Here is a 25,033-nt window from a genome sequence, read left to right on the forward strand (position 1 = left end):
AGGACGACGCTTCGCGGTTTCATAAAGGGGTGAAAACCGCGCAACGTAAGTGGCATAACGGAGAACAACTTACTGCTCGCGGCCTGATAAAGGGGTCAGGGGCCGCGTTTTGTCAGTGGCATGACAGGGGTAAAACGAAACTTATTTGTAGATAACCGCAGTGCCGTGCAGGGTGTTTGGACCCGTTACTGAGGTGATGCGGAAAGAAGTCGCGCCCATTTCCTGCGCTTTCTGCGCCAGCTGGTCTTCCAGCGAACCCAGGTTGGTCCCGGCGGAGGCTGAAACGGTACCTATTTTGTGTTGGCCAGCAGGTGTGGATTGCACTTCAACAGCCGCGAAGCTGGCGAAAGAAAGAGAACTCAGTACGGCGGCAAGCGTCAGCGTTTTGATGTTTTTCATGATTATTATACCTATGCAGATGTTTTTTAGTCGGGTCGCAATAATTAACTTAACGATCGATAGGTAAATAATAATGTGACCTGAATCACACGTCAATTTATTTTTATAACGATCGTTTATTTATTTATAAACGACTTAAAATTCATACATATATGAATTATTTATTTTTGTGGGTTCAGTGCTGGAACGTTGTAACATTTATTTTTATAATGCCCGCTTCAACAAACCAACATAGGTACAGCGGCATCATGACAACTGACGTTCAAAGTTGCACAAAAAAAAGCCGTGGCCGACCCAAAGTGTTCGACAAGGAAGCGGCGCTGGATAAGGCTATGGCACTGTTCTGGCAGCACGGCTACGAGGCAACTTCTCTTGCCGATCTGGTGGAGGCGACCGGGGCAAAAGCACCGACGCTGTACGCCGAGTTCGTCAACAAGGAAGGGTTATTTCGCGCGGTGCTGGATCGCTATATTTCACGTTTTGCCGCCAGACACGAAGCGCTGTTGTTTGCCGAAGAAAAAACAGTCGATCAGGCGCTGCGGGACTATTTCACCGCCATCGCCACCTGTTTTACCAGCAAAGACACGCCGGCAGGCTGCTTTATGATCAATACTTCCGCGGCGCTGGCGGCATCATCTACTGCGATCGCCAATACCATTAAGTCGCGGCACGCGATGCAGGAACAAACGCTGACGCAGTTCCTCCAGCAGCGGCAGCTGCGCGGCGAGCTGCCGGAAAATGGCGATGTGCGACAGCTGGCGCAGTTCTTAAACTGCGTATTGCAAGGGATGTCTATCAGCGCGCGCGAAGGGGCTGATTTCACCAGGCTGATGCAAATCGCCGATACCACCCTGCGGCTGTGGCCGCAAATCCTCCAGCACTAATCTGCGTTCCCCCGGTGACGTTCGCCACCGGGTTTTCACCCCCCGCTCTGATTTATCCCCTGTTTTATTAATGTTTTCACATCGTTACGCGCCATTTTTGTTGTAAATGATATTGATAACAATAATCACTACGTGCAAAATCCGCTCTTAAGTTTTTCTGCTTATTTCCATCTGTAACAATCGATGCGCCCGCATCGAAAACTAAAAACAACATGAATGCAGTTAACTCATAAAAGGAATGCGTATGAACAAGCGTCTCTGGGTGCTGAACCCACTGCTGCTGGCCACCGCCCTGCCCGCTTTTGCCGCGCAGGCGGATGAAGAAAACATTATCGTCAGTGCCAACCGGACTCACCGCACCGTCGCCGAAATGGCCCAAACGACCTGGGTTATCGAAGGCCAGGAGATAGAACAGCAGGTGCAGGGCGGAAAAGAGTTCAAAGACGTTCTGGCCCAGTTGATTCCCGGCATTGATGTCAGCAGCCAGGGACGAACCAACTACGGAATGAACATGCGTGGGCGGGCCATCGTGGTGTTGATCGACGGCGTACGCCTCAACTCCTCCCGTACCGACAGTCGTCAGCTCGACGCTATCGACCCGTTCAACATTGAGCATATTGAAGTCATCTCCGGCGCGACCTCGCTGTACGGCGGTGGCAGTACCGGCGGCCTGATCAATATTGTGACTAAAAAAGGGCAGCAGGAACGGCAGGTCGATCTGGAAGTGGGCGGTAAAAGCGGATTTGCCAACAGCAACGATCGCGATGAACGCGTAGCGGCGGCGGTCAGCGGCGGCACAGACCATGCATCCGGGCGGTTATCGGTGGCATATCAGCGTTTTGGCGGCTGGTACGATGGCAACAACGATGCGCTGATCCTTGATAATACCCAGACCGGCCTGCAGCACTCGGATCGCCTGGACGTGATGGGGACAGGCACCATCAACATTGACGATAACCGTCAACTGCAGCTGGTGACGCAGTATTATAAAAGCCAGGGCGATGATTACGGCCTGTATCTCGGCAAGAACATGTCAGCCGTCACCGGTGAGGGCAAAGCCTATACCACCGACGGACTCAATTCCGACCGCGTTCCTGGTACCGAAAGGCATCTGATTAGCCTGCAATACTCCGATGCCGACTTCTATGGCCAGAACCTGGTCAGCCAGATCTATTATCGCGACGAGTCGCTGACCTTTTATCCCTTCCCGGCCCTCAGCAAAGGCAAGGTCAGCAGTTTCTCCTCGTCAAAGCAGGATACCGATCAGTACGGCGCGAAAATTACCCTCAACAGCCAACCGCTTGACGGCTGGGATCTGACCTGGGGACTGGATGCCGATCACGAGACCTTCAACGCTAATCAGATGTTCTTCGATCTGCCGCGTTCGATGGCGTCAGGCGGGCTGCACAACGAGGCTATCTACACGACGGGACGCTACCCGGGCTACAGCATCACTAACCTGGCGCCGTTCCTGCAAAGCAGCTATGACCTGAATGACATTTTCACCCTGAGCGGCGGCGTGCGCTATCAGTGGACGGAAAACCAGGTTGATGATTTTGTCGGCTACGCTCAGCAGCAGGATGTCGCCAGCGGCAAAGTGAAATCGGCCGATGCCATCCCGGGTGGTAAAACGGATTATGATAACTTCCTGTTTAACGCCGGCATTGTCGCCCACCTAACCAACCGTCAGCAGACCTGGTTTAACTTCTCACAGGGCGTTGAGCTGCCGGACCCGGGTAAATACTATGGTATCGGCAAATACGGCGCGGCGGTCAACGGCAACTACCCCCTGCTGTCGAGCGTCAACGTCGGTGATTCGCCGCTGCAGGGGATAAAAGTCAACTCCTACGAACTGGGCTGGCGTTACACCGGTGATAACCTGCGCACCCAGCTGGCGGCATACTACTCCACCTCGGACAAAACCATTGTCGTTAACCGCAGCGATATGACTATCGACGTACAATCCGACAAGCGGCGTATTTACGGTGTGGAAGGGGCCGTCGATTACTTCTTCCCGGATAGCGACTGGAGCACCGGTGCGAACTTCAACGTGCTGAAATCTCAGGTGAAGAGTGCCGGTAGCTGGCAGAAATGGGATGTGACTCTCGCTTCGCCATCAAAAGCCACCGCCTGGGTCGGCTGGGCGCCGGATCCGTGGTCGCTGCGCGTGCAAACCCAGCAGGTGTTCGACCTGAGCGATGCCAGCGGTAAAAAACTCGACGGCTATAATACCGTAGACTTTATCGGCAGCTATGCGCTCCCGGTAGGTAAACTAACCTTCAGCATCGAAAACCTGCTGAACGAAGACTATGTCACCATCTGGGGACAGCGCGCCCCCCTGCTGTATAGCCCGACCTACGGTAGCAGTTCACTGTATCAATACAAAGGTCGTGGCCGTACCTTTGGCCTGAACTACGCCGTCAGTTTCTGATAAAAAAGCCCCTCAGCCTGAGCGCAGGAGGGGCAAATCACAGTCAATGTCTTTTTTACGCTTTGTTGTTGAGGACCAGCTGGCCGTTACTGTCCAGCGGAATTTGCGTGCCGGGATCGTGTTCCATGCGGATTTTTCCTCGCTGCTCGCCGATTTTGTAGGTCACATCGTAGCCCAGCATTTTATCCGACTTATCGTACACCGTTTTACAGCGCTGCTGCGTGGTGGTGTAGGTATCCCCGTCCTGCATCGACCCCTGAATCTGGTTACCGGCGTAACCGCCGCCCAGCGCGCCCACCACGGTCGCCACGCTGCGGCCACGACCGCCGCCAAACTGATGACCGATGACCCCGCCGGCAACGGCACCAAGAACGGAACCGGCGATGCGGTTTTCATCCTGTACCGGACGACGATGGGTCACGGTGACGTTGCGACATTCCTGACGCGGAGTTTTTACGGTCTCTTTTATCGGTGTACTGGACACCACTTGCGCATATTGCGGGCCACGATCTAAGACGTTAAGACCAGCGACAGCTGCAACACCCAGCGCGGCAGCCACGCCAATCCCTATACCCGCCAACATTGATTTATTCACGGGGTATCCTCCCTTGTTGCTGATAGAAACAATTTTGCTATCGACCCGGGGACCTTGCAAATGAGAAAGCGGATGAAAAATGCGGGGAAAAGCGGCAAATGGCGTGGATTCAGAGGAATCTGAGATGTTATGCGCGAGATGACAGACGGAAATTCTGTCATTGAGCCGGCAAAGCGCTGACCGGCTCAACCTGCGTCGCCGCCCGCCATCCCGAACTGGCCTGGCGGCACAATCCGGGAACAGAGCGAACAGACAATCAGTGCAGTTTCAGGCGCGGGCGAATGATGCGGTTGATGCGACCTACCAGCATCATCAGACCGGTCTTACAGTAGCCGTGCAGCGCAATCTGGTGCATACGGTACAAAGAGATATAGACGAAACGCGCAATACGCCCTTCGACCATCATCGAACCGCGCATCAGGTTGCCCATCAGGCTCCCCACGGTTGAGTAGTTGGAGAGCGAAACCAGCGAACCGTGATCTTTATAGACGTAGGATTTCAGCGGTTTGTCTTTCATCTGCGCCAGAATATTATTCAGCGCGCAGGTTGCCATCTGGTGGGCCGCCTGGGCGCGCGGCGGCACAAATCCGCCTTCCGCACGCGCACAGGAGGCGCAGTCGCCGATGGCATAAATATCCGGGTCCAGCGTCGTTTGCAGCGTTGGCTGAACCACCAGCTGGTTAATGCGGTTGGTTTCCAGACCGCCGATCTCTTTCATAAAGTCCGGCGCTTTGATCCCTGCCGCCCACACCATCAGGTCGGCATTAATAAACTCGCCGTCTTTGGTGTGCAGGCCGTTCGCATCGGCGCTGGTTACCATGGTTTTCGTCAGAACGCGCACGCCAAGCTTGGTCAGCTCACTGTGAGCGGCGCCGGAAATACGCGGCGGCAGCGCAGGGAGAATACGCTCACCCGCTTCAACCAGGGTGACATTCAATGCTTCGTTGGTCAGCCCTTTATAACCGTAGCTGTGCAGTTGTTTCACCGCATTATGCAGCTCAGCCGAGAGCTCAACGCCGGTCGCCCCGCCGCCGACGATCGCGATATTGACTTTGCCGTTGGCGCCGAGGTTAGCCGAGTATTTCAGGAACAGGTTCAGCATTTCCTGATGGAAACGACGAGCCTGATGCGGGTTATCAAGGAAAATACAGTTCTCTTTGACGCCCGGGGTATTAAAGTCGTTAGAGGTACTGCCCAGCGCCATCACCAGCGTGTCGTACGGCAGCTTGCGCTCGGCAACCAGCAGCTCGCCCTTCTCGTCACGCAGCTCAGACAGCGTAATGGTTTTCGCTTCACGGTTAATATCCACCACTGAACCCAGCTGGAACTGGAAACCGTGGTTGCGGGCATGGGCCAGATAGCTCAGCGCATCAACACCTTCATCGAGCGAACCGGTCGCCACTTCATGCAGCAACGGCTTCCACAGATGGCTATGGTTACGATCCACCAGCGTGATTTTCGCTTTTTTGCTACGCCCCAGCTTTCCACCCAGCTGAGTCGCCAGTTCCAGTCCACCGGCGCCGCCACCTACGATTACGATTTTTTTCAATGGTGTAGTCACGAGACCCCCTAAAAATATTAACCAATTGTTAATTAAAAGTTATAAAAATAGCTCTTATTTAACAACAAGTTACAGCAGTGAAACCATTCAGCGAAATTGAGAATACCATGAACGGGTCATTGGTCATACCAAAATTGATATGCATCAAGTTTTACCGCCTATTTTTTAACCATGCCACTATTGGCGACATAAAAAAAGCCCGTCGTATGTCTCTACGACGGGCCGCTGCGGAGGAGTGACTCAGCCTAGCGTCTTAAAGGCTTTTATCCGCTGCAGATGAGGTGAGATGTTCTTGAACTTGTGGGTCTGCTCATTATCCCAGATGATTTCATAGTAGTGATGCAGCAGGTCAGCCGAACGCTGGCTGTCCAGCGCCTCGTCCTGGCGGGAGAGTACCACCAGACAGCGATCGCGGTTTTTCTCGCGGAAATTGTTGACGCACTTGGTCCCGATATCAGCGTACTCTTCAGGCCTGTCGATCTTGCCTTCCATGTTTTCCGCGGGAAACAGATTGGGGTTAAAAATGGCCTGACGCACATCGCAAAGGAAACCAATCCGTTCCGCCCAATAGCCACCCAGGCCGACGCCGCAAATCAGCGGCCGATCGTCAGTATTGAGCTGCAGCATTTTATCGACTTCTTTTAACAAGTGCTGCATATCATGTTTTGGGTGCCGCGTGCTGTAGCTTATCAGACGCACATCGGGATCGATAAACTGCAGCTGCAGCACCTTCTCATGGTTTCCGGGACTGTTTGAGTCAAAACCGTGTAAATAGATAATCATCGTATCCTCACCAGACTTCAGGTCAATTACGCAGACTTCGCCTCTTGCCAACGCGCGTGGAGCTGCTCCAGCTGCGCATTAACCGTCTTCCAACGGGCAGAATCCCTTAACTCCTGACGGGTAAATGAACCTTGATGATACAATTTCGTAACACGCTCTACTTTGATCGGCGACAGGTTATCCAGCACGCTGACCGCCCCCTTACGATTATTGCAGACCAGGATCATATCGCAACCGGCATCCAGCGATGCCTGCCCGCGTTCGGCATAGCTGCCCATGATCGCCGCCCCCTCCATCGACAGGTCGTCAGAGAAAATCACGCCGTCAAAACCTAACTCGCCGCGCAATACCGTCTTCAGCCAGTGCGCTGAACCGCTGGCCGGGCGCGGATCCACATCGCTGTAAATAACGTGGGCGGGCATAATGGCGTCGAGACGATGTTCCACCACCAGGGTGCGGAAAACCGCCATATCCCGGGCCCGAATCTCGGCTTCAGCCCGCGGATCCCGCGGCGTCTCTTTATGCGAATCTGCGGTCACGGCGCCGTGTCCCGGGAAGTGTTTCCCGGTGGTTTTCATCCCCGCCTCGTGCATACCGTCGATAAAGCGGCGGGCGATAGCCAGCGCTTTATCCGGATCCTCATGATAAGCGCGTTCGCCGATCGCGGCACTGATGTGGCCGACATCAAGAACCGGCGCAAAGCTGATATCGATATCCATCGCGATCATCTCGCTGGCCATCAGCCAACCGGCCTGAGCCGCCAGCGGGCCGCCCTCTTCCATCCCCAGCAGCGCGGCAAAAGATTGCGCGGCCGGCAGGCGGGTAAAGCCCTCGCGAAAGCGCTGCACGCGGCCGCCTTCCTGATCGACGGCCACCACCAGGTGATTGCGCGAGGCCTCGCGGATCTGGCGCACCAGCTCCCGCAGCTGGGCTGGATCGTGATAGTTGCGGGTGAATAAAATCAGTCCGCCTACCAGCGGATGGGCAAGAATCTCACGCTCTTCCGCATCCAGTTCAAACCCTTCGACATCCAACATTACCGGACCCACACTGACCTCTCTTATCCTTTTCATTCTTTGTCTAACTGACACCATGTTTCATCTGCCAGCGTGATAAATTGCCGGTCGCCGGTCTGCTGCCAACGGCGTTCATACCAGCCCGCCATCAGCAAAATGACCCACGGACGCCAGCGTTGTACCTGTCGCCACAGCAGCCGCTCATCAATGCGCGCCCGCCGGGCATATGCGGCGACCAGCTGACGATGCTCTGACGGCGCAACCCACACCGCGGCCAGCTCCAGCGCAATATCGCCATCGCCGGCATATTCCCAGTCGATCAACCGCAGCCCTGTTTTGGTATGGACAATATTGCCGGCATGCACATCCATATGTAGCGGCGCCAGCCGCAGAGGATGAGGCTCCCCGCGCTGTAACAAACGCTTATGCCAACGTAGCCATTGCGGTGTACGCCGCGCTGGATCACACGCCAGCCAGTAGCGTTCAAGCAGCGGTGCCAGCGCCACACGCCAGCCCAGACGCGGCTGCCGGTGCAGATAATACAATAACCCTGCCAGCTGCGGGCACTCCGGGAGCGCGCTTTTCATCTCACCGTCGCAATATTCCACCACCAGCCAGCCCGGCGCATAGAAAAGCGGTGCGGGGACCACGGTCGTCGGCAGGCGAGACAGAGTACGGTACTGGCGGAGAAATTCACGGACGGGCGCGTCAGAGTCGTGCGGCTGGCGCAGAACCAGCCGCCGGACACCGTCGCTGATAATACAGCTGCCGCCGCTCAGGCCATTCTGGCCCAGGCCGGCGACAGGTGCATAGCGGGGGAAAAAGCGCGACAACACCTCATCGCGCGTCAGTTTACTGTTGCTGAACGGCACCTTTACCTGACCAAATAATCTCGCCAGTCTGAACCAGCATCAGCTGCATTTTCAGCTCAGGTGAATTGACGTTGCCGGTCGCGTTCGAGTACAGCACGTACTGAGCGCCCACGGTGCGGGCAATCCCCATCGCTTTGCTGCGGCTGCCGAGACTGTCCTGCGGGGATAAACCTAGCTGCTGTTTTGCCACGCCCAGCTGCTGAGCGGACACTAGCGTGAATTTGCCGTTCCCGCTCAGGGCATTGCGCAATGCCGCCGTCGCGTCGGCGGCGTTTAGCGTGCCGTTGGTGCGGTTATTCACGCTGTCGACCAGCAGAATACTCCCCGCATTGACGCCGCCCGCCTGCAGCATTTGCCCCACCATCGGCTGTACCGCCGCATTCCAGTCATAATGACGCACGCGCGGCGCTGGCTGTGCCGGCTGCTGCTCGTGTTCAATCGGCCCCGGCTGCCCCGGAATAGACGGAACCGTCGGTACGGTTGGCACCGTCGGCTGCGGTTGCGCGGGCTGCGTTGGCTTCGGCTGCGCCTCCTCAACGGGAGCGGGCTCCTGACGTTGCCCCACGCACCCAGCAAGGAATATCGCCAGTGCCGTAATTAACGCGTAGCGACACATTTTAATCATTACAATTACCCCTTACAGATAAAGATACAGGCGGGCCTTATGCGCCCCCAAAATATTCGCGCTACCGTACAAGGTGACAGAAGAGTGCGCAGGCACCGTGATGCTGCGGGCCGGCTCCAGCGGATGCATTTCCAGCCCTCTGGCGTCATACCAGAAGAAGCGGTAATGCACGGTGATCGGTTGCTGGCGTTCATTAAACAGCCTGGAGGTGGCGGTAGCCTGAATCTCGGAGGCCGTAACCTCTGGCGCATCGGCGCTGATGCCCGCCGCCAGCACGTTGGATTCCATCACCAGCGTCTGCTGTTCAGCAACGGGGATTTCCGCATGGGAACCGCACCCGACCAGGAGCACAGCCGCCAGAAGCGAGCCGAAATGAGCTGCGCGCATCGATTAACCTTTGTGAGCCAGCATCGGCCCCAGCGGGCGACCGCCCAGCAGGTGCATGTGGATATGGTAGACTTCCTGGCCGCCGTGGCGGTTGCAATTAACAATCAGACGATAGCCATCATCAGCAAGACCTTCGTCACGCGCAATTTTCGCCGCAACGGTCATCATGCGCCCCAGCGTCAGTTCATGTTCAGCGGTGACATCGTTGACGGTAGGAATCAGGATATTGGGGACAATCAGAATGTGGGTCGGTGCCTGCGGGGAAATATCGCGAAAAGCGGTCACCCGTTCATCCTGATAAACCATATCCGACGGGATTTCCCGGCGAATGATTTTGCTAAAAATCGTTTCTTCTGCCATGACTGATTCCTTATTAATTTTTATACCGTGCTCTGGCCTGCCTCTACAGATAAACGCGGATGCACAGGATTCGCCTAAGAGTATGAGCGAGTTGCTCCCTCTCTTTCAACCTGAATGCGCTTTTTCTTATGTCGCGACGATGCTAGCTGCTGATGGATTCATCATATCGCGGCTTGCGGCTTTCCGCCGCGCGCGCTTAAGCGCCCTTCCGACAGCACGGCTTACTGCTGCAGACGTATTAAAGACGCTCGCCGACCTCTCTTTTTGCCCCGATATGCGCCTGCGGTTTCATCCGCCGGATTGAGAGCATAAAAAAGGCAGCCATTTGGCTGCCTTAGTCTCCCCACATCACAACTTAGTTGCTGCGGATGTATTCATCCATTTCAGTTTTCAGGTTATCGGATTTGGTGCCGAAGATTGCCTGAACGCCTGAACCAGCAACAACCACACCGGCAGCGCCCAGTTTTTTCAGGCCAGCCTGATCAACTTTCGCGACGTCGGCCACGCTGACGCGCAGACGGGTGATGCATGCATCAAGGTTAGTGATATTGTCTTTACCGCCGAACGCAGCAATCAGTGCCGGAGCCATTTCGCTGGTCGCACCGACTTTGCTGTCTTCAGTGGTATCTTCACGACCCGGAGTTTTCAGGTCCAGTGCTTTAATCAGCACGCGGAAGATAACGTAGTAGACGATGGCGTAGCAGATACCGACGATCGGGAACAGCCACAGTTTGCTGCTGTTACCAGACAGGACGATGAAGTCGATCAGGCCGTGAGAGAACGACGTACCATCACGCATACCCAGCAGAATACAGATCGGGAAGGCCAGACCGGCAAGAATTGCGTGGATAACGTACAGAATCGGCGCAACGAACATGAAGGAGAACTCGATCGGCTCGGTGATACCGGTCAGGAACGAGGTCAACGCTGCGGAGATCATGATACCGCCCACTTTCGCGCGGTTTTCCGGCTTAGCGGAGTGCCAAATGGCGATAGCGGCAGCCGGCAGGCCGTACATTTTGAACAGGAAGCCGCCGGACAGTTTACCCGCAGTCGGGTCGCCTGCCATATAACGAGGGATATCGCCGTGGAACACCTGACCTGCCGCGTTGGTGTATTCACCAATCTGCATCTGGAAAGGAACGTTCCAGATGTGGTGCAGACCAAACGGTACCAGGCAGCGTTCGATGAAGCCGTAGATACCGAAGGCTACTACCGGGTTCTGGTATGCCGCCCACTGAGAGAAGGTCTGGATAGCAGAGCCGATCGGTGGCCAGATGAAGGACAGGATCACGCCGGTGAAAATAGCGGCAAGACCGGAGATAATCGGAACAAAACGCTTGCCCGCAAAGAAGCCCAGATATTCAGGCAGCTTGATACGGTAGAAGCGGTTGAACATGTACGCTGCAATAGCCCCAGAGATAATACCGCCGAGTACGCCGGTATCAGCCAGGTGTTTGGCCGCAATTTCTTCCGCAGGTAAATGCAGAACCAGCGGCGCAACGACCGCCATGGTTTTCACCATGATGCCGTAAGCAACAACAGAAGCCAGCGCAGATACGCCGTCGTTATTGGTGAAGCCAAGCGCCACACCGATAGCGAAGATCAATGGCATATTGGCAAAGACTGAACCGCCTGCTTCTGCCATAACGTGGGAAACAACGGCTGGCAGCCAGCTGAAGTTTGCGGAACCGACGCCCAGCAGGATACCTGCGATAGGCAGTACGGAGACCGGCAGCATCAGCGATTTACCGACCTTCTGCAGGTTAGCAAATGCATTCTTAAACATAATTGAGAGTGCTCCTGAGTATTTGGTGCTTTTTACGTTTTCACGCATTGGCACGGGGGGAGAACCGTGCCGTGGACAGGACATCTAAGCGCCCTTTATTTATTACACAGAGTAAAATAATTGGCGGAATGATTGTTTGACGGCTATCACGTTTCAATCAGTCGGCGTGGGAAAGTTTACATCAACTTACATAATCTGTATCTAAATGTAACCAAAAGCACGTCACCGCCCCTTTTGTGGCGGTGAACTTTACTCGCTTTATTTATTAATTACGAGCCTTAAAATAATAGAAAGATCGGCAGGTTACAGTCTGGCGGGGTCAATGTGGAACAGGCTGGCGAAATTTTGCGTGGTCTGTTGCGCCAGTTGCTCAAGCGGAACGCCCTTCAGTACCGCCATGTATTCCGCCACATCGCGTACCATTGCCGGCTGGTTCTCTTTACCGCGATGCGGGACCGGCGCCAGGTACGGCGAGTCGGTTTCCACCAGCAGGCGGTCAAGCGGAACATAGCGCGCGGCATCGCGCAGCTGCTCGGCATTGCGGAAGGTGACGATACCGGAAAACGAGATATAGAACCCCATATCCAGCAATTTACCGGCGGTCTCCCTGTCCTCAGTGAAACAGTGTAGTACGCCACCGCAATCCGTCACTTTTTCTTCCTGCAAAATAGCCAGCGTGTCGGCGCGCGCGTCGCGGGTATGCACGATAACCGGCTTGTTTAGTTCGCGGCCAATGCGGATATGATCGCGGAAAGAGGCCTGCTGACGGGGTTTGGTTTCTGGGGTGTAAAAATAGTCCAGCCCGGTTTCCCCCATTGCCACAACCCCCTCTTCCGCCGCCAGCTTGCGCAGCTCGTCAACATCGTACTCTTCATCCTGATTGAGCGGATGGACGCCGCAGGAGAAAACCACATTGTCGCGCGGGCCGACCAACTCACGCATTCCGCGGTATCCCGGCAGCGTCGTGGCCACGGCGAGGAAAAACTTCACATCGCGGGCAGCGGCTTTCGCCAGCACATCGTCTACGTCTTTGTGCAGCGTTTGATAATCCAGACCATCCAGATGGCAGTGGGAGTCGACTAAAAACATAATGTCTCGCTCAGAGGTGGGATACGGGAAGTACCGTCCCAGGTTGCAGGTAATGTTCCCAGCGCAGAAGGCGCTCGGTTAGCAGCAGTTCGCGGTTGACGCCAACCACGTTCAACAGCTGGTCCCGGCAGGCGCTGACGTCGCGTGCGATCGCCTGCAAACGGGCGGCAGGCAGCGTCTGCGCCAGCTGATTGACCAGCGTCCAGGCATCAGGGTTGCTCACCAGGGTGATTCCCTGCTGCCGTTTTTGTGCATCCAGCAGCAGCGATGCCAGCCAGTGCAAACGAACCGCAGCCTGTTCGTGATTCAGTATCGGCAGCAGCGCCAGCCAGTCGCCGCTGCTTAAGACCCCCGCCAGCGTCTGAATCAGCTGTTGCCGGGAAGCCCAGTGACTCTCCTGCAGCAGATCCAGCGCCGCCGCAGGCGCATTCGCGCTCAGGCGCAGCGCGGAGAGCAGCGCCTCCTGCGGCATCGTCACCTCGCGTTCCAGCCATGCCAGCCCGTAGGACTCTGACGGCGGCGCAAGATGATGGAGGCGACAGCGGCTGCGCAGCGTGGCCAGCAACCGCGCGGGCTCCTGACAGGCGAGGAAAAACCAGGTGTTTTCCGGCGGCTCTTCCAGCGTTTTTAACAGGGCATTCGCCGCCGCATCCGTTAACAAGGCCGCATCGCCTGTCCACACTACTTTGGCGCCGCCAAGGCGGGAACGCTCATAAAGCTTTTCGTTAACGTCACGCACGGCGTCAATGCCGAGGGCGCTTTTGCCTTTTTCCGGTGCCAGGGTGTAGTAATCGGGGTGCGTGCCAGCCTGCATCAGCTGGCAACTGTGACACTGCCCGCAGCTTTTATTTCCTTGCGGCTGGCGGCACATGAGATAGCGGCACAGCGCATAGATCAGCGCCTCGCCCCCCATGCCAGGCAAGGCCTGAAGTAGTAACGCATGGTGACCCCGTCCAGCCTGATAGCCGGCGACTAATTGTTCAAATGACGGGCGTAACCATGGGTACCATTTCATGCGCTTTGCTCCGCGACCCAGCGGCTGATAACCGCTCTGATATCGCTTGCGACGGCTTCCAGCGACTGCGTCGCATCGATGGTGTGGATAGTGGGATCTTGCGCCGCCAGCTCAAGGTAGCGCGCGCGGGTACGATTGAAGAAATCCAGCGATTCTTGTTCAATACGATCGAGTTCGCCGCGCGCGCGCGCGCGCTTCAGGCCCACCTCCGGCGTCACGTCCAGATACAGCGTCAGGTGCGGGCGAAAATCGCCCAGTACCGCATCGCGTAGCGTAGCCAGCATCGTCTGGTCGATACCGCGACCGCCGCCCTGATAGGCCTGGGTCGACAGGTCGTGACGATCGCCAATCACCCACTGGCCGTTTGCCAGAGCGGGTTTGATCACCGTCTCGACCAGTTGAACGCGGGCGGCGTAAAACATCAGCACTTCGGCTTTGTCATTAATCACTTCATCGCCGGTGGATTGAATATCCAGCACCAGGCTGCGCAGCTTCTCGGCCAGAATTGTGCCGCCCGGCTCACGGGTAAACACCAGATCGCTGATACCCGACTCCTGCAGCGCCTCCACCACCAGATTGCGCGCGGTGGTCTTCCCTGCACCTTCCAGGCCTTCGATAACGATATAGTTACTGCGCATTTTTTTCCTTAAGTACTTTCAGATAATCCTGTACCGAGCGGTTGTGGCTGGCCAGATTGGTATTAAACGTATGCCCGCCTTTACCATCGGCAACAAAATAGAGATAAGGCGTTTTCGCCGGATGCGCCGCGGCGTTCAGAGAGGCTTCTCCCGGTACGGCGATGGGCCCCGGCGGCAAACCGCCGATCGCGTAGGTATTGTATGCCGTCGGCGTCTCCAGATCTTTGCGGGTCAGCTTGCCAGTATAACGCTCTCCCATACCGTAGATCACGGTCGGGTCGGTCTGCAGACGCATGCCGATGCGCAGACGATTGATAAATACCGACGCCACGCGGTCGCGTTCTGCGGCAACCGCCGTCTCTTTTTCAATAATGGACGCCATGGTCAGAAGCTGATTCTGATCTTTGTACGGCAGATTCTCCATCCGCCCTTCCCAGGCTTTTTCGACCTGCGCAACCATTTTCTGATGCGCGCGCTTGAGGATCGCCACATCGCTGGTATGGGCGGTATACATCCAGGTATCCGGCCAGAACCAGCCTTCAACCCAGTCCGCATGTTCGAGGTTAAGCGCCTCGGCAACCGTTTCGTAACGGTCGTCTGCCAGCGTATGTTTGATGTACGGCGCATCGCGCAGCTGACGCAGGTAGTCGCTCACCCGCATCCCCTCCACAAACCGCAGCGGGAACTGGGCCTCTTTGCCGCTGCCCAGCAGTTGCAGCATGTCACGTACCGTCATGTTCGGCATGAAGCGGTAGGTACCGGCTTTGAAGTGGGATAATTCGGGTTCAAGACGCAGCAACCACTGGAATACGCGCGGCCGGTTGATCACCTTGTCGCCATACAGTTGCTCACCCAGCGCCATGCGCCCGGTACCGGCCTCTAAAGTGAAGATAGTCTCTTCTTTAATCAGCAACTTGCTCTGCGCAAGCTGACGAACTTTCCAGATGCCTGCGCCTGCGGCAATGCCCAGCACGACCAACAACAGCAGGATAAATCGTAACATTTTCTTCATGACTAACCAGACAGCTCACACAGTGGGGCTAAAAAATGATAAAGCTCTCGCGAGGACCAGTATGTCTCGTCCCAGCGGCGAACCGGTATCAGCGGCATCAGCGCATTGCATATCAGCACTTCATCGGCGTCTCGCAACGCATCAGCGCGCGCTGTGACTTCGACAACGCGAAACGGCGATTGTGCCAGTTGCGCGATACAATGCTGACGCATAATGCCATTGACGCCGGCGTGATCGAGACGTGGCGTAAACACATCCCTCCCCTTGCGCCAGAACAGATTCGCGGCACAGCATTCCGTAAGCCACCCGTCGCTGTCAAGAACCAGCGCTTCATCGGCGTCCGTCTGCTCAAGATGAGAGCGGATCAACACTTGTTCCAGTCGGTTCAGATGCTTCAGCCCGGCCAGCAATGGATTACGCCCGAGGTGAACCGGGCTTAGCGTCAGCGTAACGCCAGCTTCTTGCCAGCGCGCATAATGGGCCGGATACGCTGAAACGCTGAGAATACGCGTGGGCGACTGGCAGTTTGCACCGCTGTAGCCGCGACCACCCGCGCCCCGCGTCAGTATCACTTTCAGCACGCCGCTTTGCTGTTCATGCGCCAGGCGCTGCATTTCAGCTTCCAGCTGCGTCCATTGCGCGTAGGGAATCATCAGCGCCGCGCAGGCCAGTTGCAAACGACGAAGGTGGGCGGGCAACATCTGCACTTTATGTTCCACGATACGCGCGGTAGTAAAGCACCCGTCGCCGAACTGAATTGCCCGGTCACTGGCGGCGAGGGTGTCCTGTTCAATGCCATTAATCAAGAACATAGCGGCTCCTTATCGGTGGCCTGTCAGTGTCTCAGGATGAATTACGCAGGACAAGCAGAGAAAGCTGAAGAAAAAAGAAGGCCCGCATTTTATGCAGGCCTGAGTCAGAATTTAGCGGCAAGCGCAACGGGTTTAGATCTTTTTAAAGATCAGTGAACCGTTGGTGCCACCAAAGCCGAAGGAGTTACACAGCGCGTACTCCATACCGGAAACCTGACGCGCTTCGTGCGGAACGAAGTCGAGGTCACAACCGTCATCCGGATTATCCAGGTTGATGGTCGGCGGAACCACGCCATCGCGCAGCGCCAGAATGGAGTAGATTGATTCTACCGCTCCGGCGGCGCCCAGCAGGTGCCCGGTCATTGATTTGGTTGAGCTGACCATCACGCGGCTCGCCGCATCGCCGAAGACAGACTTAACCGCCTGAGTTTCTGCTTTATCGCCCGCCGGCGTCGAGGTGCCGTGCGCATTGACGTAAGCAATCTGGCCAGGTTCAATCCCTGCATCGCGGATGGCATTCACCATCGCCAGGGCCGCACCGGCGCCATTCTCCGGAGGAGACGTCATATGATAAGCATCGCTGCTCATACCAAAGCCGACGATTTCCGCGTAAATTTTCGCGCCGCGTTTTTTGGCGTGCTCGTACTCTTCCAGCACGACCATACCCGCACCGTCGCCCAGTACAAAACCGTCACGATCTTTATCCCACGGACGGCTTGCCGCCTGCGGATTGTCGTTGCGGGTTGAGAGCGCACGCGCGGCGCCAAAGCCGCCCACGCCAAGCGGGGTACTGGCTTTTTCCGCACCGCCGGCCACCATTGCGTCTGCATCGCCATACGCAATGATACGCGCAGCCTGACCAATATTGTGTACGCCGGAAGTACAAGCGGTCGCGATAGAGATACTCGGCCCACGCAGACCAAACATGATGGTCAAATGTCCGGCCACCATGTTAACAATTGTAGACGGTACAAAGAACGGGCTGATCTTACGAGGTCCGCCGTTGGTTAACGAACTGTGGTTTTCCTCGATCAGGCCGAGACCGCCAATGCCGGAACCAATAGCGGCACCGATGCGGGTTGCGTTCTCTTCCGTTACTTCAAGACCAGAATCCTGCATGGCCTGCCAGCCTGCAACAATTCCATATTGAATGAAGGCATCCATCTTGCGCTGTTCTTTGCGCGAGATAATGTCATCACAGTTAAAATCCTTTACTAAGCCAGCAAATTTTGTTGCATAGGCGCTAGTATCGAAATGGTCGATCAGGCTGATGCCACTCTGACCGGCAAGGAGAGCTTTCCAGGTAGACTCTACGGTATTGCCGACAGGAGACAACATGCCCAGTCCGGTCACAACTACACGACGCTTAGACACGGTTGTCCTCCAGGGAGGGAAAATAGATTCTTGTGGGACAAAAAGATAAAACTCAGGCGGTCGAATGACCGCCTGGAGATGTTCACTTACGCCTGGTGACCGTTGATGTAATCAATGGCAGCCTGAACAGTGGTGATTTTCTCAGCTTCTTCGTCCGGAATCTCAGTATCAAACTCTTCTTCCAGAGCCATTACCAGCTCAACGGTGTCAAGAGAATCAGCGCCCAGGTCTTCAACGAAGGAAGCATTGTTGGTAACTTCTTCCTGCTTAACGCCCAGCTGCTCGCCGATAATTTTCTTAACGCGTTCTTCGATAGTGCTCATACTCTTAAATTTCCTATCAAAACTCGCTTTCGCGATGGTTTTCGTAGTGTATAAAATGTTGAAAAATTTGCAACTAAATCCCGGCAGGTCTTACCACGATTTTACGCTATTTTGCGGGTGTTTGCCCTCAGAACGCAAATCATTTTGCACAAAACCGCATTCGGGACCACACAGACTGCGTGGTTCCTGAGCGTTTTGCGCAAATCTCGGTCAGACCATATACATTCCGCCATTGACGTGCAGGGTTTCACCAGAGATGTAACCTGCTTCGTCAGAAGCTAAGAACGCAACCGCACTGGCGATTTCTTTTGCATCGCCGAGGCGACCCGCAGGAACTTGCGCCAGAATACCCGCACGCTGATCTTCAGACAGCGCACGCGTCATGTCCGTTTCAATAAAGCCCGGAGCAACAACGTTAACAGTAATACCGCGGGACGCGACTTCACGTGCCAGCGATTTACTAAAACCAATCAGACCCGCTTTCGCCGCAGCGTAGTTGGCCTGACCAGCATTTCCCATGGTACCGACCACAGAACCGATAGTAATAATGCGCCCGTGACGCTTTTTCATCATAGCGCGCATTACTGCTTTTGACAGACGGAAAACTGATGACAGGTTGGTTTCGATAATATCGTTCCACTCATCATCTTTCATCCGCATTAACAGGTTATCACGAGTAATACCGGCATTATTAACCAGGATATCCACTTCACCAAACTCTGCGCGAATATTTCCCAGTACCGATTCGATAGATGCCGCATCGGTCACATTCAACAGCATACCTTTGCCATTGGCACCGAGGTAATCGCTGATCGCCTGCGCACCGCTCTCGCTGGTGGCCGTGCCGATCACTTTCGCACCACGGGCGACAAGCGTTTCTGCGATTGCGCGGCCAATGCCGCGACTTGCACCGGTAACCAGCGCGATTTTTCCTTCAAAACTCATGGTATTCCTCTTTTATTGCTCAAGCGCCGCAGACATCGCTGCTGGCTCGTTAAGCGCGGAAGCGGTCAGGGTGTCAACAATACGTTTGGTCAGGCCGGTGAGGACTTTACCCGGTCCCACTTCATACAGGTGTTCTACGCCCTGGGATGCCATAAACTCAACGGTTTTAGTCCACTGAACCGGGCTGTACAGCTGGCGAATCAGCGCATCGCGAATCGCGTCTGGCGCCGTTTCACACTTCACATCAACGTTGTTCACCACCGAAATAAGCGGTGCGTTAAAAGTGATGTTTTGCAGTTCAACGGCCAGTTTTTCCGCCGCAGGCTTCATCAGCGCGCAGTGGGACGGGACGCTCACCGGCAGCGGCAGCGCCCGTTTAGCGCCGGCAGCTTTACAAGCCGCACCTGCACGTTCTACAGCCTCTTTGTTACCGGCAATCACGACCTGGCCCGGTGAGTTAAAGTTGACCGGGGCCACGACCTGCCCTTCGGCGGACTCTGCGCAGGCTTTGGCAATCGACGCATCGTCCAGACCGATAATCGCGGACATCGCGCCGGTCCCTTCCGGGACGGCTTCCTGCATAAATTTGCCGCGCATCTCGACCAGACGCACCGCGTCGGCAAAATCAATCACCCCGGCGCAAACCAGCGCGGAATACTCACCCAGGCTATGACCGGCCAGCAGAGCCGGGGTCTTGCCGCCCTGCTGCTGCCAGACGCGATACAGCGCCACGGAAGCGGTCAGCAGCGCAGGCTGAGTCTGCCAGGTTTTGTTCAGTTCTTCCGCCGGGCCCTGCTGAGCAAGCGCCCACAGATCGTAACCCAACGCCGCAGAGGCTTCACGGAAAGTTTCTTCGATAACCGGATACGCTGCTGCCATGTCAGACAACATGCCAACCGTCTGAGAACCTTGTCCCGGGAACACAAAAGCAAATTGCGTCATGTCTAAATCCTTATACTAAAAACGAACCAGCGCGGAACCCCAGGTGAAACCGCCACCAAAGGCTTCCAGCAGAATCAGCTGACCACGCTGGATGCGGCCGTCGCGAACCGCTTCATCCAGCGCACAGGGAACGGAAGCCGCGGAGGTATTGCCGTGACGATCGAGCGTCACCACCACGTTATCCATCGACATCCCCAGTTTTCTTGCCGTCGCGCTGATAATTCGCAGGTTAGCCTGATGCGGTACCAGCCAGTCCAGCGCCGAGCGATCGAGATTGTTAGCCGCCAGCGTCTCATCGACAATGTGCGCCAGTTCGGTCACGGCAACTTTAAACACTTCGTTGCCCGCCATCGTCAGATAGACAGGATTTTCCGGCTCAACGCGATCGGCGTTCGGCAGCGTTAACAGCTCGCCGTAGCGGCCATCCGCATGCAGGTGGGTGGAAATGATCCCCGGCTCTTCAGAAGCGCCCAGCACCACGGCTCCCGCGCCATCACCAAAAATAATGATCGTCCCGCGATCGTCAGGATCGCAGGTGCGCGCCAGAACGTCAGCGCCAATCACCAGCGCGTAATCCACCGCGCCGTTTTTCACATATTGATCGGCGATGCTCAGCGCGTAGGTAAAGCCTGCGCACGCTGCCGCCACATCAAAGGCCGGGCAGCCATTAATACCCAGCATAGACTGAATCTGACAAGCCGAACTTGGAAAGGCGTGAGTCCCCGAGGTGGTCGCAACAACGATCAGACCAATTTGCTCCGGTTTAACGCCCGCCATCTCCAGCGCATTTTTTGCCGCTTCGAAACCCAGCGTCGCAACGTTTTCATTCGGTGCAGCAATACGACGTTCACGGATACCCGTACGAGTGACAATCCACTCGTCAGACGTCTCTACCATTTTTTCCAGGTCGGCGTTAGTACGCACTTGCTCGGGCAGATAACTGCCGGTACCAATAATCTTCGTATACATGTACGCTCAGTCACTCTTGGGTAATATACCCGCCTTGTTCAAACCGCTGGTCGTCAGCCTTCTTCGTTTGTCCCGCGTTGCTGCCGGGAGTTCCCGTTTCTGTCGCCGGTGGGCAGTTCGAAACCTGCTGGGTATAAAGATTCCAGGCGAGCGGCGATCCGCTGAGGAATTTGCCGCTGCACTGCCTGCACTGCCTGCTCTATCGCCACGCTGAAGGCGCGCTGATTGGCAGCACCATGACTCTTAATCACGGAACCGCGCAATCCTAACAGACAGGCGCCATTATACTGGTCGGGGTTGAGGTGACTGAATCGCCTTGCCAGGCTTTTTTGTAACCAACGCTTCAATAACAGCAGCCACCACGACCGTTTTTTGCCCTCACCCTGTGATTTCAGCAGCGAGAGGAACATTCTGACAACACCTTCCATAGTTTTTAATGTGACGTTGCCCGTGAATCCATCACAAACCAACACATCGGTTTTGCCCGTCAATAATTCGTTGGCTTCAAGATAGCCGATATAGTTCAGCGACGGCAGCGTCTTCAGCACCGCAGCGGCATCGCGGATACTATTGAGGCCCTTCATCTCTTCTTCGCCGATGTTCAACAGCGCGACGCGGGGATTCTCAATGCCGACCACTTCTTCGGCCAGTACCGCGCCCATGACCGCAAACTGCACCAGCATCGTACTATCGCAATCCACGTTAGCGCCTAAATCAAGCACCACCGTTTTGCCCTTTTGCTGATGCGGTAAGACCGTCACCAGCGCCGGACGCTCAATCCCTTCAATCGGTTTGAGCAATAATTTTGCCAGTCCCATCAGCGCGCCGGTATTCCCCGCGCTGACGCAGGCTTGCGCCCGCCCTTCTTTTACTAACTCCAGCGCCACGCGCATTGAGCTTCCGCGACTATTGCGGATCGCCTGTGCGGGCCGCGCATCACTAGCAATAACTGACTGCGCAGGGATCACCTGCAGGCGCGAACGTTGTTCGAAATCAGCTTTGGCAAGTAATGGCGTGATGGTGTCGGGGTCGCCGACTAAAAGAAGTGTGAGTTGCGAATTAGAGTTCAGTGCCTGCAGTGCTGCAGGCACTGTCACGGATGGGCCAAAATCGCCCCCCATGACATCTAACGCCAGGGTTAGACGTGTCAAGATATCGTCGCTGCCCGGTTCGGTTATTCCCCAGTCACCTGGGGAAATCCTCGCTAAGCTTCATCACGCTTATACTCTTTGTTTTTCACGCTGCAAGCATGTTGACTGCGCTCGTTCATCCCGGTCACATAGTTGTCTATGCTAGCGCGATGCTTTCGCTCACGTCTCTTGCCGCGCGAAATCCATGGAGTCGTGCGTGATTACTTAGCGATAACCTTGCGACCGCGGTAGAAACCGTCGGCAGTGATGTGGTGACGCAGGTGTTTCTCACCAGAAGTTTTGTCTACAGACAGGCTGGTGACTGCGGTCAGAGCGTCATGGGAACGACGCATGCCACGTTTGGAACGGGTTGGTTTATTCTGTTGTACGGCCATGGACCTTACTCCTCAATTACTTATGCTTTAAGCTGGCTAATACGGCAAATGGATTTGGTTTTTGTGCCTCTTCAGGCAGTTCACCAAAGACCATGTCCGCGTCGGACACTTCACAGTGTTCAGAATCATGCACCGGAACTACAGGCAAGGAGAGAATGATTTCATCCTCAACCATCGCTTGCAGGTCGATTTCACCGAATTCGTTAACCTCAATCGGCTCATACGCTTCCGGTAGTGCTTCGGCCTGTTCGTCATTTCTGACGGGGCTAAAACAATACGTGGTGTGGACATGATGGGGGAACGGTTTCCCGCAACGCTGACATTCGAGGGTTACTGAAACCTTTGCATCGCCGGTAATAACGGCAAGGCGCTGATTATCAATAGCGAACGACATGCTGCATTCCACATCGCTGTCCACGCTGACTACAGAATCGGCTACACGTTCAACCTGATCACGGGCATAGATACCTTCGTAATCGAGGCGTTTTTGAGCCGTGCGGACCGGATCAAGAGTCAGGGGTAATTTTACCTTTTGCATAGGGCGCGCATATTAACTTTGTAATGTCATAGAGTCAAAGAAAAAGGCAGCCTCAGGTTGCCTTTCGCCATTTATTCGCACACATTGCGGCCCATAGTTTAAAATGATGCTCTTCGAAGCGCTATATGTGGATGAAAAAATATGTCTGAGCTTATTCTGGCATCGACATCGCCCTGGCGGCGGATGTTGTTGGAAAAACTGGCCATGCCGTTTGACTGTGCAGCGCCTGATGTCGATGAAACTCCCCATCCAGGCGAACCTGCCCGCCAGCTGGTGGTCCGTCTGGCGCAGGCAAAAGCGCAGGCGCTCGCCGCCCGCTATCCTCAGCACTTAATTATCGGATCCGATCAGGTCTGCGTCCTCGATGGCGAAATTACCGGCAAGCCGCATAGCGAAGAGAATGCGCGCCTGCAGTTAAGAAAAGCCAGCGGCACGATAGTGACCTTTTATACCGGACTGGCGCTTTATAATTCCGCCAACGGCCATCTGCAAACCGAATGTGAGCCCTTTGATGTCCATTTCCGCCACTTAAGCGACCAGGAAATCGACAATTATGTGCGCAAAGAGCGTCCGCTGCACTGCGCCGGGAGTTTTAAAAGTGAAGGACTGGGGATTACGCTCTTTGAACGACTGGAAGGACGCGATCCGAATGCGCTGGTCGGCCTGCCGCTGATCGCCCTGTGTCAGATGCTACGCCGGGAAGGCTGTAATCCGCTGTTGCGCTAGCCGTTTATTCTGCCGGGCCGGAACCGCCGTTCTGGCCTGCTTCTTTGCCATCGCCTTTTCTCGTCTCAGCCGGTAATCTCATTTTGCTCCCCCTTATCGGCCGGGAATAGCGGCGGACTCACCGTCCGCCGCGACGATCATTTGCTATTACGCAGCACCTGCAGACAGCGTTTCAGCTGGTTATCAAGCGGCGCCTCTACGCGCATCACTTCCCCGCTCCCCGGATGAGTAAATTTCAGCGCGGCGGCATGGAGGAACAACCGATTCAGGCCGGTGCCGGCCAGCTGTTTATCAAACTCGCGGTCGCCATAGCGGTCGTCAAAGGCAATCGGGTGACCCGCATACTGCGTATGGACGCGGATCTGGTGGGTACGTCCGGTAACCGGGCTGCAGCGCACCAGGGTCGCATGCGTATAGCGCTCTTCAACCTTAAAGCGCGTCTCCGACGGTTTTCCTTCCTGACTGACGCGCACGATACGTTCGCCGCTCTGCAGAATGTTTTTCAGCAGCGGTGCCTGCACCACTTTGGTGTGCGACTGCCACTGTCCGCGCACCAGCGCCAGGTAATCCTTCTGCATGCCCTTTTCGCGCAGCTGTTCATGCAGCGAACGCAGCGCAGAACGCTTCTTCGCCACCAGCAGTACGCCGGAGGTGTCGCGGTCAAGGCGGTGAACCAGTTCGAGGAAACGGGCTTCCGGACGCAGCGCGCGCAGGCCTTCAATGACGCCGAAACTCAGGCCGCTGCCGCCGTGCACCGCGGTACCGGACGGTTTATTCAGCACCAGAATATGGTCATCTTCATACAGAATCACGTCGGCCAGCGCCGACACCTTCTGCAGATGCGGGGAGACGGCTTCTTCTTCACGCTCGGCAACCCGCACAGGCGGAATGCGGATTTCGTCGCCGGCTTCCAGCTTGTATTCCGGCTTGACGCGTTTTTTATTCACCCGCACCTCGCCTTTACGCAGGATGCGATAAATCATGCTCTTCGGTACGCCCTTTAGCTGCGTACGCAAAAAGTTATCGATGCGTTGCCCCGCTTCATCGGCGGTAATGGCAACCATTTTTACGCTTGGAGTCTCAGTTTTCATGGTGCGCGATTCTAAATAGCCCGACGCATTAGCGCCACTCATTTTTATATGCTTATATTTATCATTATCCGGTTTTCATTGAACGCTTCATCGACGTTTTGTTTGTTATTAGAACAATCTGTATCCGCTGGTGAAAAAACTGTGAGTAACCGGGTGATAAAAGGTAAAAGTCAACTTGCTATAACAAGGTTAGCAATGGAATAATGATGCCGTTTTCCGTGTTGAATCTTGTTAGAACAAGAAATTAGCGGAATGACCAATTTTGTCTGACCGATCATCCACGCAGCAATGGCGTAAGACGTATTGATCTTTCAGACAGTTAGCGGGCTGCG

General features: G+C 55.4%; 28 protein-coding genes. 4 read left to right on the forward strand and 24 right to left on the reverse strand.

Annotated elements, in window-relative coordinates:
• Window positions 1-141 precede the first annotated feature (141 nt).
• Window positions 142-399, reverse strand: coding sequence for a multiple stress resistance protein BhsA (gene bhsA, locus Electrica_RS15565; protein ID WP_100685110.1), 258 nt, complete (start codon window positions 397-399; stop codon window positions 142-144).
• A 248-nt stretch (window positions 400-647) separates the two neighbouring features.
• Between bhsA and Electrica_RS15570 the strand changes: the two genes are divergently transcribed.
• Window positions 648-1,283: a TetR/AcrR family transcriptional regulator gene (locus Electrica_RS15570; protein ID WP_100685111.1), complete on the forward strand. Its 636-nt coding sequence runs from the start codon at window positions 648-650 to the stop codon at window positions 1,281-1,283.
• A gap of 244 nt (window positions 1,284-1,527) precedes the next feature.
• Window positions 1,528-3,714 carry a TonB-dependent siderophore receptor gene (locus tag Electrica_RS15575; RefSeq protein WP_131049971.1) on the forward strand — a complete coding sequence of 729 codons (2,187 nt, stop codon included), beginning with the start codon at window positions 1,528-1,530 and terminating at the stop codon, window positions 3,712-3,714.
• 55 nt (window positions 3,715-3,769) lie between these two features.
• On the opposite strand, the gene Electrica_RS15580 is transcribed toward Electrica_RS15575, so the two are convergent.
• From Electrica_RS15580 to hinT, 8 genes are all read right to left on the reverse strand, one after another.
• Window positions 3,770-4,309 (reverse strand): glycine zipper 2TM domain-containing protein, encoded by a 540-nt coding sequence (locus Electrica_RS15580; protein WP_100685113.1) that lies wholly within the window; start codon window positions 4,307-4,309, stop codon window positions 3,770-3,772.
• Between the two features lie 256 nt (window positions 4,310-4,565).
• Window positions 4,566-5,870, reverse strand: a complete 1,305-nt coding sequence (locus Electrica_RS15585; protein WP_100685114.1) for an NAD(P)/FAD-dependent oxidoreductase — start codon at window positions 5,868-5,870, stop codon at window positions 4,566-4,568.
• A 240-nt stretch (window positions 5,871-6,110) separates the two neighbouring features.
• On the reverse strand, window positions 6,111-6,653 hold the full coding sequence (ycfP, locus tag Electrica_RS15590; protein WP_100685115.1) for an alpha/beta hydrolase YcfP: 543 nt from the start codon (window positions 6,651-6,653) through the stop codon (window positions 6,111-6,113).
• A gap of 26 nt (window positions 6,654-6,679) precedes the next feature.
• Window positions 6,680-7,690, reverse strand: a complete 1,011-nt coding sequence (gene nagZ, locus Electrica_RS15595; protein ID WP_167686241.1) for a beta-N-acetylhexosaminidase — start codon at window positions 7,688-7,690, stop codon at window positions 6,680-6,682.
• 32 nt (window positions 7,691-7,722) lie between these two features.
• Window positions 7,723-8,541, reverse strand: a complete 819-nt coding sequence (gene thiK / locus Electrica_RS15600) for a thiamine kinase (RefSeq protein ID WP_141964916.1) — start codon at window positions 8,539-8,541, stop codon at window positions 7,723-7,725.
• On the reverse strand, window positions 8,522-9,157 hold the full coding sequence (gene lpoB / locus Electrica_RS15605; protein WP_160704053.1) for a penicillin-binding protein activator LpoB: 636 nt from the start codon (window positions 9,155-9,157) through the stop codon (window positions 8,522-8,524). Before lpoB ends, thiK begins: the two co-directional genes overlap by 20 nt.
• Window positions 9,158-9,178: 21 nt before the next feature.
• Window positions 9,179-9,553: a YcfL family protein gene (locus tag Electrica_RS15610; RefSeq protein ID WP_100685119.1), complete on the reverse strand. Its 375-nt coding sequence runs from the start codon at window positions 9,551-9,553 to the stop codon at window positions 9,179-9,181.
• Between the two features lie 3 nt (window positions 9,554-9,556).
• On the reverse strand, window positions 9,557-9,913 hold the full coding sequence (hinT, locus tag Electrica_RS15615) for a purine nucleoside phosphoramidase (protein ID WP_100685120.1): 357 nt from the start codon (window positions 9,911-9,913) through the stop codon (window positions 9,557-9,559).
• 82 nt (window positions 9,914-9,995) lie between these two features.
• Here hinT and Electrica_RS15620 point away from each other — a divergent pair, with 82 nt between their 5' ends.
• Window positions 9,996-10,217, forward strand: coding sequence for a hypothetical protein (locus tag Electrica_RS15620; RefSeq protein WP_167686210.1), 222 nt, complete (start codon window positions 9,996-9,998; stop codon window positions 10,215-10,217).
• Between the two features lie 51 nt (window positions 10,218-10,268).
• On the opposite strand, the gene ptsG is transcribed toward Electrica_RS15620, so the two are convergent.
• From ptsG to yceD, 14 genes are all read right to left on the reverse strand, one after another.
• Window positions 10,269-11,702, reverse strand: coding sequence for a PTS glucose transporter subunit IIBC (gene ptsG / locus Electrica_RS15625; protein ID WP_100685122.1), 1,434 nt, complete (start codon window positions 11,700-11,702; stop codon window positions 10,269-10,271).
• A 303-nt stretch (window positions 11,703-12,005) separates the two neighbouring features.
• Window positions 12,006-12,791, reverse strand: coding sequence for a metal-dependent hydrolase (locus tag Electrica_RS15630; protein ID WP_131049976.1), 786 nt, complete (start codon window positions 12,789-12,791; stop codon window positions 12,006-12,008).
• 10 nt (window positions 12,792-12,801) lie between these two features.
• The gene (gene holB / locus Electrica_RS15635; RefSeq protein ID WP_131049977.1) at window positions 12,802-13,806 is read right to left on the reverse strand and encodes a DNA polymerase III subunit delta'; all 1,005 of its coding nucleotides are present in this window, start codon (window positions 13,804-13,806) and stop codon (window positions 12,802-12,804) included.
• Window positions 13,803-14,444: a dTMP kinase gene (gene tmk / locus Electrica_RS15640; protein WP_100685125.1), complete on the reverse strand. Its 642-nt coding sequence runs from the start codon at window positions 14,442-14,444 to the stop codon at window positions 13,803-13,805. The genes holB and tmk overlap by 4 nt, the downstream gene beginning before the upstream one ends.
• Window positions 14,434-15,456 carry a cell division protein YceG gene (gene yceG, locus Electrica_RS15645; RefSeq protein ID WP_131049978.1) on the reverse strand — a complete coding sequence of 341 codons (1,023 nt, stop codon included), beginning with the start codon at window positions 15,454-15,456 and terminating at the stop codon, window positions 14,434-14,436. Before yceG ends, tmk begins: the two co-directional genes overlap by 11 nt.
• Window positions 15,457-15,458: 2 nt before the next feature.
• Window positions 15,459-16,268, reverse strand: coding sequence for an aminodeoxychorismate lyase (gene pabC / locus Electrica_RS15650; protein WP_141964918.1), 810 nt, complete (start codon window positions 16,266-16,268; stop codon window positions 15,459-15,461).
• A gap of 132 nt (window positions 16,269-16,400) precedes the next feature.
• Entirely contained in the window at window positions 16,401-17,642 is a 1,242-nt protein-coding gene (fabF, locus tag Electrica_RS15655) for a beta-ketoacyl-ACP synthase II (protein WP_100685128.1), read from the reverse strand.
• An 86-nt stretch (window positions 17,643-17,728) separates the two neighbouring features.
• Complete coding sequence (gene acpP, locus Electrica_RS15660) at window positions 17,729-17,965, reverse strand: acyl carrier protein (protein ID WP_000103754.1); 237 nt, start codon at window positions 17,963-17,965, stop codon at window positions 17,729-17,731.
• Between the two features lie 210 nt (window positions 17,966-18,175).
• The gene (fabG, locus tag Electrica_RS15665) at window positions 18,176-18,910 is read right to left on the reverse strand and encodes a 3-oxoacyl-ACP reductase FabG (RefSeq protein ID WP_131049980.1); all 735 of its coding nucleotides are present in this window, start codon (window positions 18,908-18,910) and stop codon (window positions 18,176-18,178) included.
• A gap of 12 nt (window positions 18,911-18,922) precedes the next feature.
• Complete coding sequence (gene fabD / locus Electrica_RS15670; RefSeq protein WP_100685130.1) at window positions 18,923-19,852, reverse strand: ACP S-malonyltransferase; 930 nt, start codon at window positions 19,850-19,852, stop codon at window positions 18,923-18,925.
• Window positions 19,853-19,867: 15 nt separating this feature from the next.
• The gene (locus Electrica_RS15675) at window positions 19,868-20,821 is read right to left on the reverse strand and encodes a beta-ketoacyl-ACP synthase III (RefSeq protein ID WP_141964919.1); all 954 of its coding nucleotides are present in this window, start codon (window positions 20,819-20,821) and stop codon (window positions 19,868-19,870) included.
• A gap of 53 nt (window positions 20,822-20,874) precedes the next feature.
• Complete coding sequence (gene plsX, locus Electrica_RS15680; RefSeq protein WP_131049982.1) at window positions 20,875-21,972, reverse strand: phosphate acyltransferase PlsX; 1,098 nt, start codon at window positions 21,970-21,972, stop codon at window positions 20,875-20,877.
• Window positions 21,973-22,172: 200 nt separating this feature from the next.
• Window positions 22,173-22,346, reverse strand: coding sequence for a 50S ribosomal protein L32 (rpmF, locus tag Electrica_RS15685; protein WP_000290724.1), 174 nt, complete (start codon window positions 22,344-22,346; stop codon window positions 22,173-22,175).
• Between the two features lie 16 nt (window positions 22,347-22,362).
• Complete coding sequence (yceD, locus tag Electrica_RS15690; protein ID WP_032695736.1) at window positions 22,363-22,884, reverse strand: 23S rRNA accumulation protein YceD; 522 nt, start codon at window positions 22,882-22,884, stop codon at window positions 22,363-22,365.
• Window positions 22,885-23,025: 141 nt separating this feature from the next.
• Between yceD and Electrica_RS15695 the strand changes: the two genes are divergently transcribed.
• Window positions 23,026-23,610 (forward strand): Maf family protein, encoded by a 585-nt coding sequence (locus Electrica_RS15695; protein WP_131049983.1) that lies wholly within the window; start codon window positions 23,026-23,028, stop codon window positions 23,608-23,610.
• Between the two features lie 137 nt (window positions 23,611-23,747).
• Here the strand turns inward: Electrica_RS15695 and rluC are convergent, their stop codons facing one another.
• Window positions 23,748-24,701 carry a 23S rRNA pseudouridine(955/2504/2580) synthase RluC gene (rluC, locus tag Electrica_RS15700; protein WP_167686242.1) on the reverse strand — a complete coding sequence of 318 codons (954 nt, stop codon included), beginning with the start codon at window positions 24,699-24,701 and terminating at the stop codon, window positions 23,748-23,750.
• Window positions 24,702-25,033 lie beyond the last annotated feature (332 nt).

Origin of the sequence: Klebsiella electrica (genome assembly GCF_006711645.1) — a bacterium.
Classification (GTDB): domain Bacteria; phylum Pseudomonadota; class Gammaproteobacteria; order Enterobacterales; family Enterobacteriaceae; genus Klebsiella; species Klebsiella electrica.

Excerpts from the sequence above, each read along its gene's own strand:
- bhsA (WP_100685110.1), bottom strand. The coding sequence starts at position 399 with ATGAAAAACATCAAAACGCTGACGCTTGCCGCCGTACTGAGTTCTCTT.
- Electrica_RS15570 (WP_100685111.1), top strand. The coding sequence starts at position 648 with ATGACAACTGACGTTCAAAGTTGCACAAAAAAAAGCCGTGGCCGACCC.
- Electrica_RS15575 (WP_131049971.1), top strand. The coding sequence starts at position 1,528 with ATGAACAAGCGTCTCTGGGTGCTGAACCCACTGCTGCTGGCCACCGCC.
- ycfP (WP_100685115.1), bottom strand. The coding sequence starts at position 6,653 with ATGATTATCTATTTACACGGTTTTGACTCAAACAGTCCCGGAAACCAT.
- nagZ (WP_167686241.1), bottom strand. The coding sequence starts at position 7,690 with ATGTTGGATGTCGAAGGGTTTGAACTGGATGCGGAAGAGCGTGAGATT.
- lpoB (WP_160704053.1), bottom strand. The coding sequence starts at position 9,157 with ATGTGTCGCTACGCGTTAATTACGGCACTGGCGATATTCCTTGCTGGG.
- Electrica_RS15610 (WP_100685119.1), bottom strand. The coding sequence starts at position 9,553 with ATGCGCGCAGCTCATTTCGGCTCGCTTCTGGCGGCTGTGCTCCTGGTC.
- hinT (WP_100685120.1), bottom strand. The coding sequence starts at position 9,913 with ATGGCAGAAGAAACGATTTTTAGCAAAATCATTCGCCGGGAAATCCCG.
- Electrica_RS15620 (WP_167686210.1), top strand. The coding sequence starts at position 9,996 with ATGAGCGAGTTGCTCCCTCTCTTTCAACCTGAATGCGCTTTTTCTTAT.
- ptsG (WP_100685122.1), bottom strand. The coding sequence starts at position 11,702 with ATGTTTAAGAATGCATTTGCTAACCTGCAGAAGGTCGGTAAATCGCTG.
- Electrica_RS15630 (WP_131049976.1), bottom strand. The coding sequence starts at position 12,791 with ATGTTTTTAGTCGACTCCCACTGCCATCTGGATGGTCTGGATTATCAA.
- holB (WP_131049977.1), bottom strand. The coding sequence starts at position 13,806 with ATGAAATGGTACCCATGGTTACGCCCGTCATTTGAACAATTAGTCGCC.
- tmk (WP_100685125.1), bottom strand. The coding sequence starts at position 14,444 with ATGCGCAGTAACTATATCGTTATCGAAGGCCTGGAAGGTGCAGGGAAG.
- yceG (WP_131049978.1), bottom strand. The coding sequence starts at position 15,456 with ATGAAGAAAATGTTACGATTTATCCTGCTGTTGTTGGTCGTGCTGGGC.
- pabC (WP_141964918.1), bottom strand. The coding sequence starts at position 16,268 with ATGTTCTTGATTAATGGCATTGAACAGGACACCCTCGCCGCCAGTGAC.
- acpP (WP_000103754.1), bottom strand. The coding sequence starts at position 17,965 with ATGAGCACTATCGAAGAACGCGTTAAGAAAATTATCGGCGAGCAGCTG.
- fabG (WP_131049980.1), bottom strand. The coding sequence starts at position 18,910 with ATGAGTTTTGAAGGAAAAATCGCGCTGGTTACCGGTGCAAGTCGCGGC.
- fabD (WP_100685130.1), bottom strand. The coding sequence starts at position 19,852 with ATGACGCAATTTGCTTTTGTGTTCCCGGGACAAGGTTCTCAGACGGTT.
- Electrica_RS15675 (WP_141964919.1), bottom strand. The coding sequence starts at position 20,821 with ATGTATACGAAGATTATTGGTACCGGCAGTTATCTGCCCGAGCAAGTG.
- rpmF (WP_000290724.1), bottom strand. The coding sequence starts at position 22,346 with ATGGCCGTACAACAGAATAAACCAACCCGTTCCAAACGTGGCATGCGT.
- yceD (WP_032695736.1), bottom strand. The coding sequence starts at position 22,884 with ATGCAAAAGGTAAAATTACCCCTGACTCTTGATCCGGTCCGCACGGCT.
- Electrica_RS15695 (WP_131049983.1), top strand. The coding sequence starts at position 23,026 with ATGTCTGAGCTTATTCTGGCATCGACATCGCCCTGGCGGCGGATGTTG.
- rluC (WP_167686242.1), bottom strand. The coding sequence starts at position 24,701 with ATGAAAACTGAGACTCCAAGCGTAAAAATGGTTGCCATTACCGCCGAT.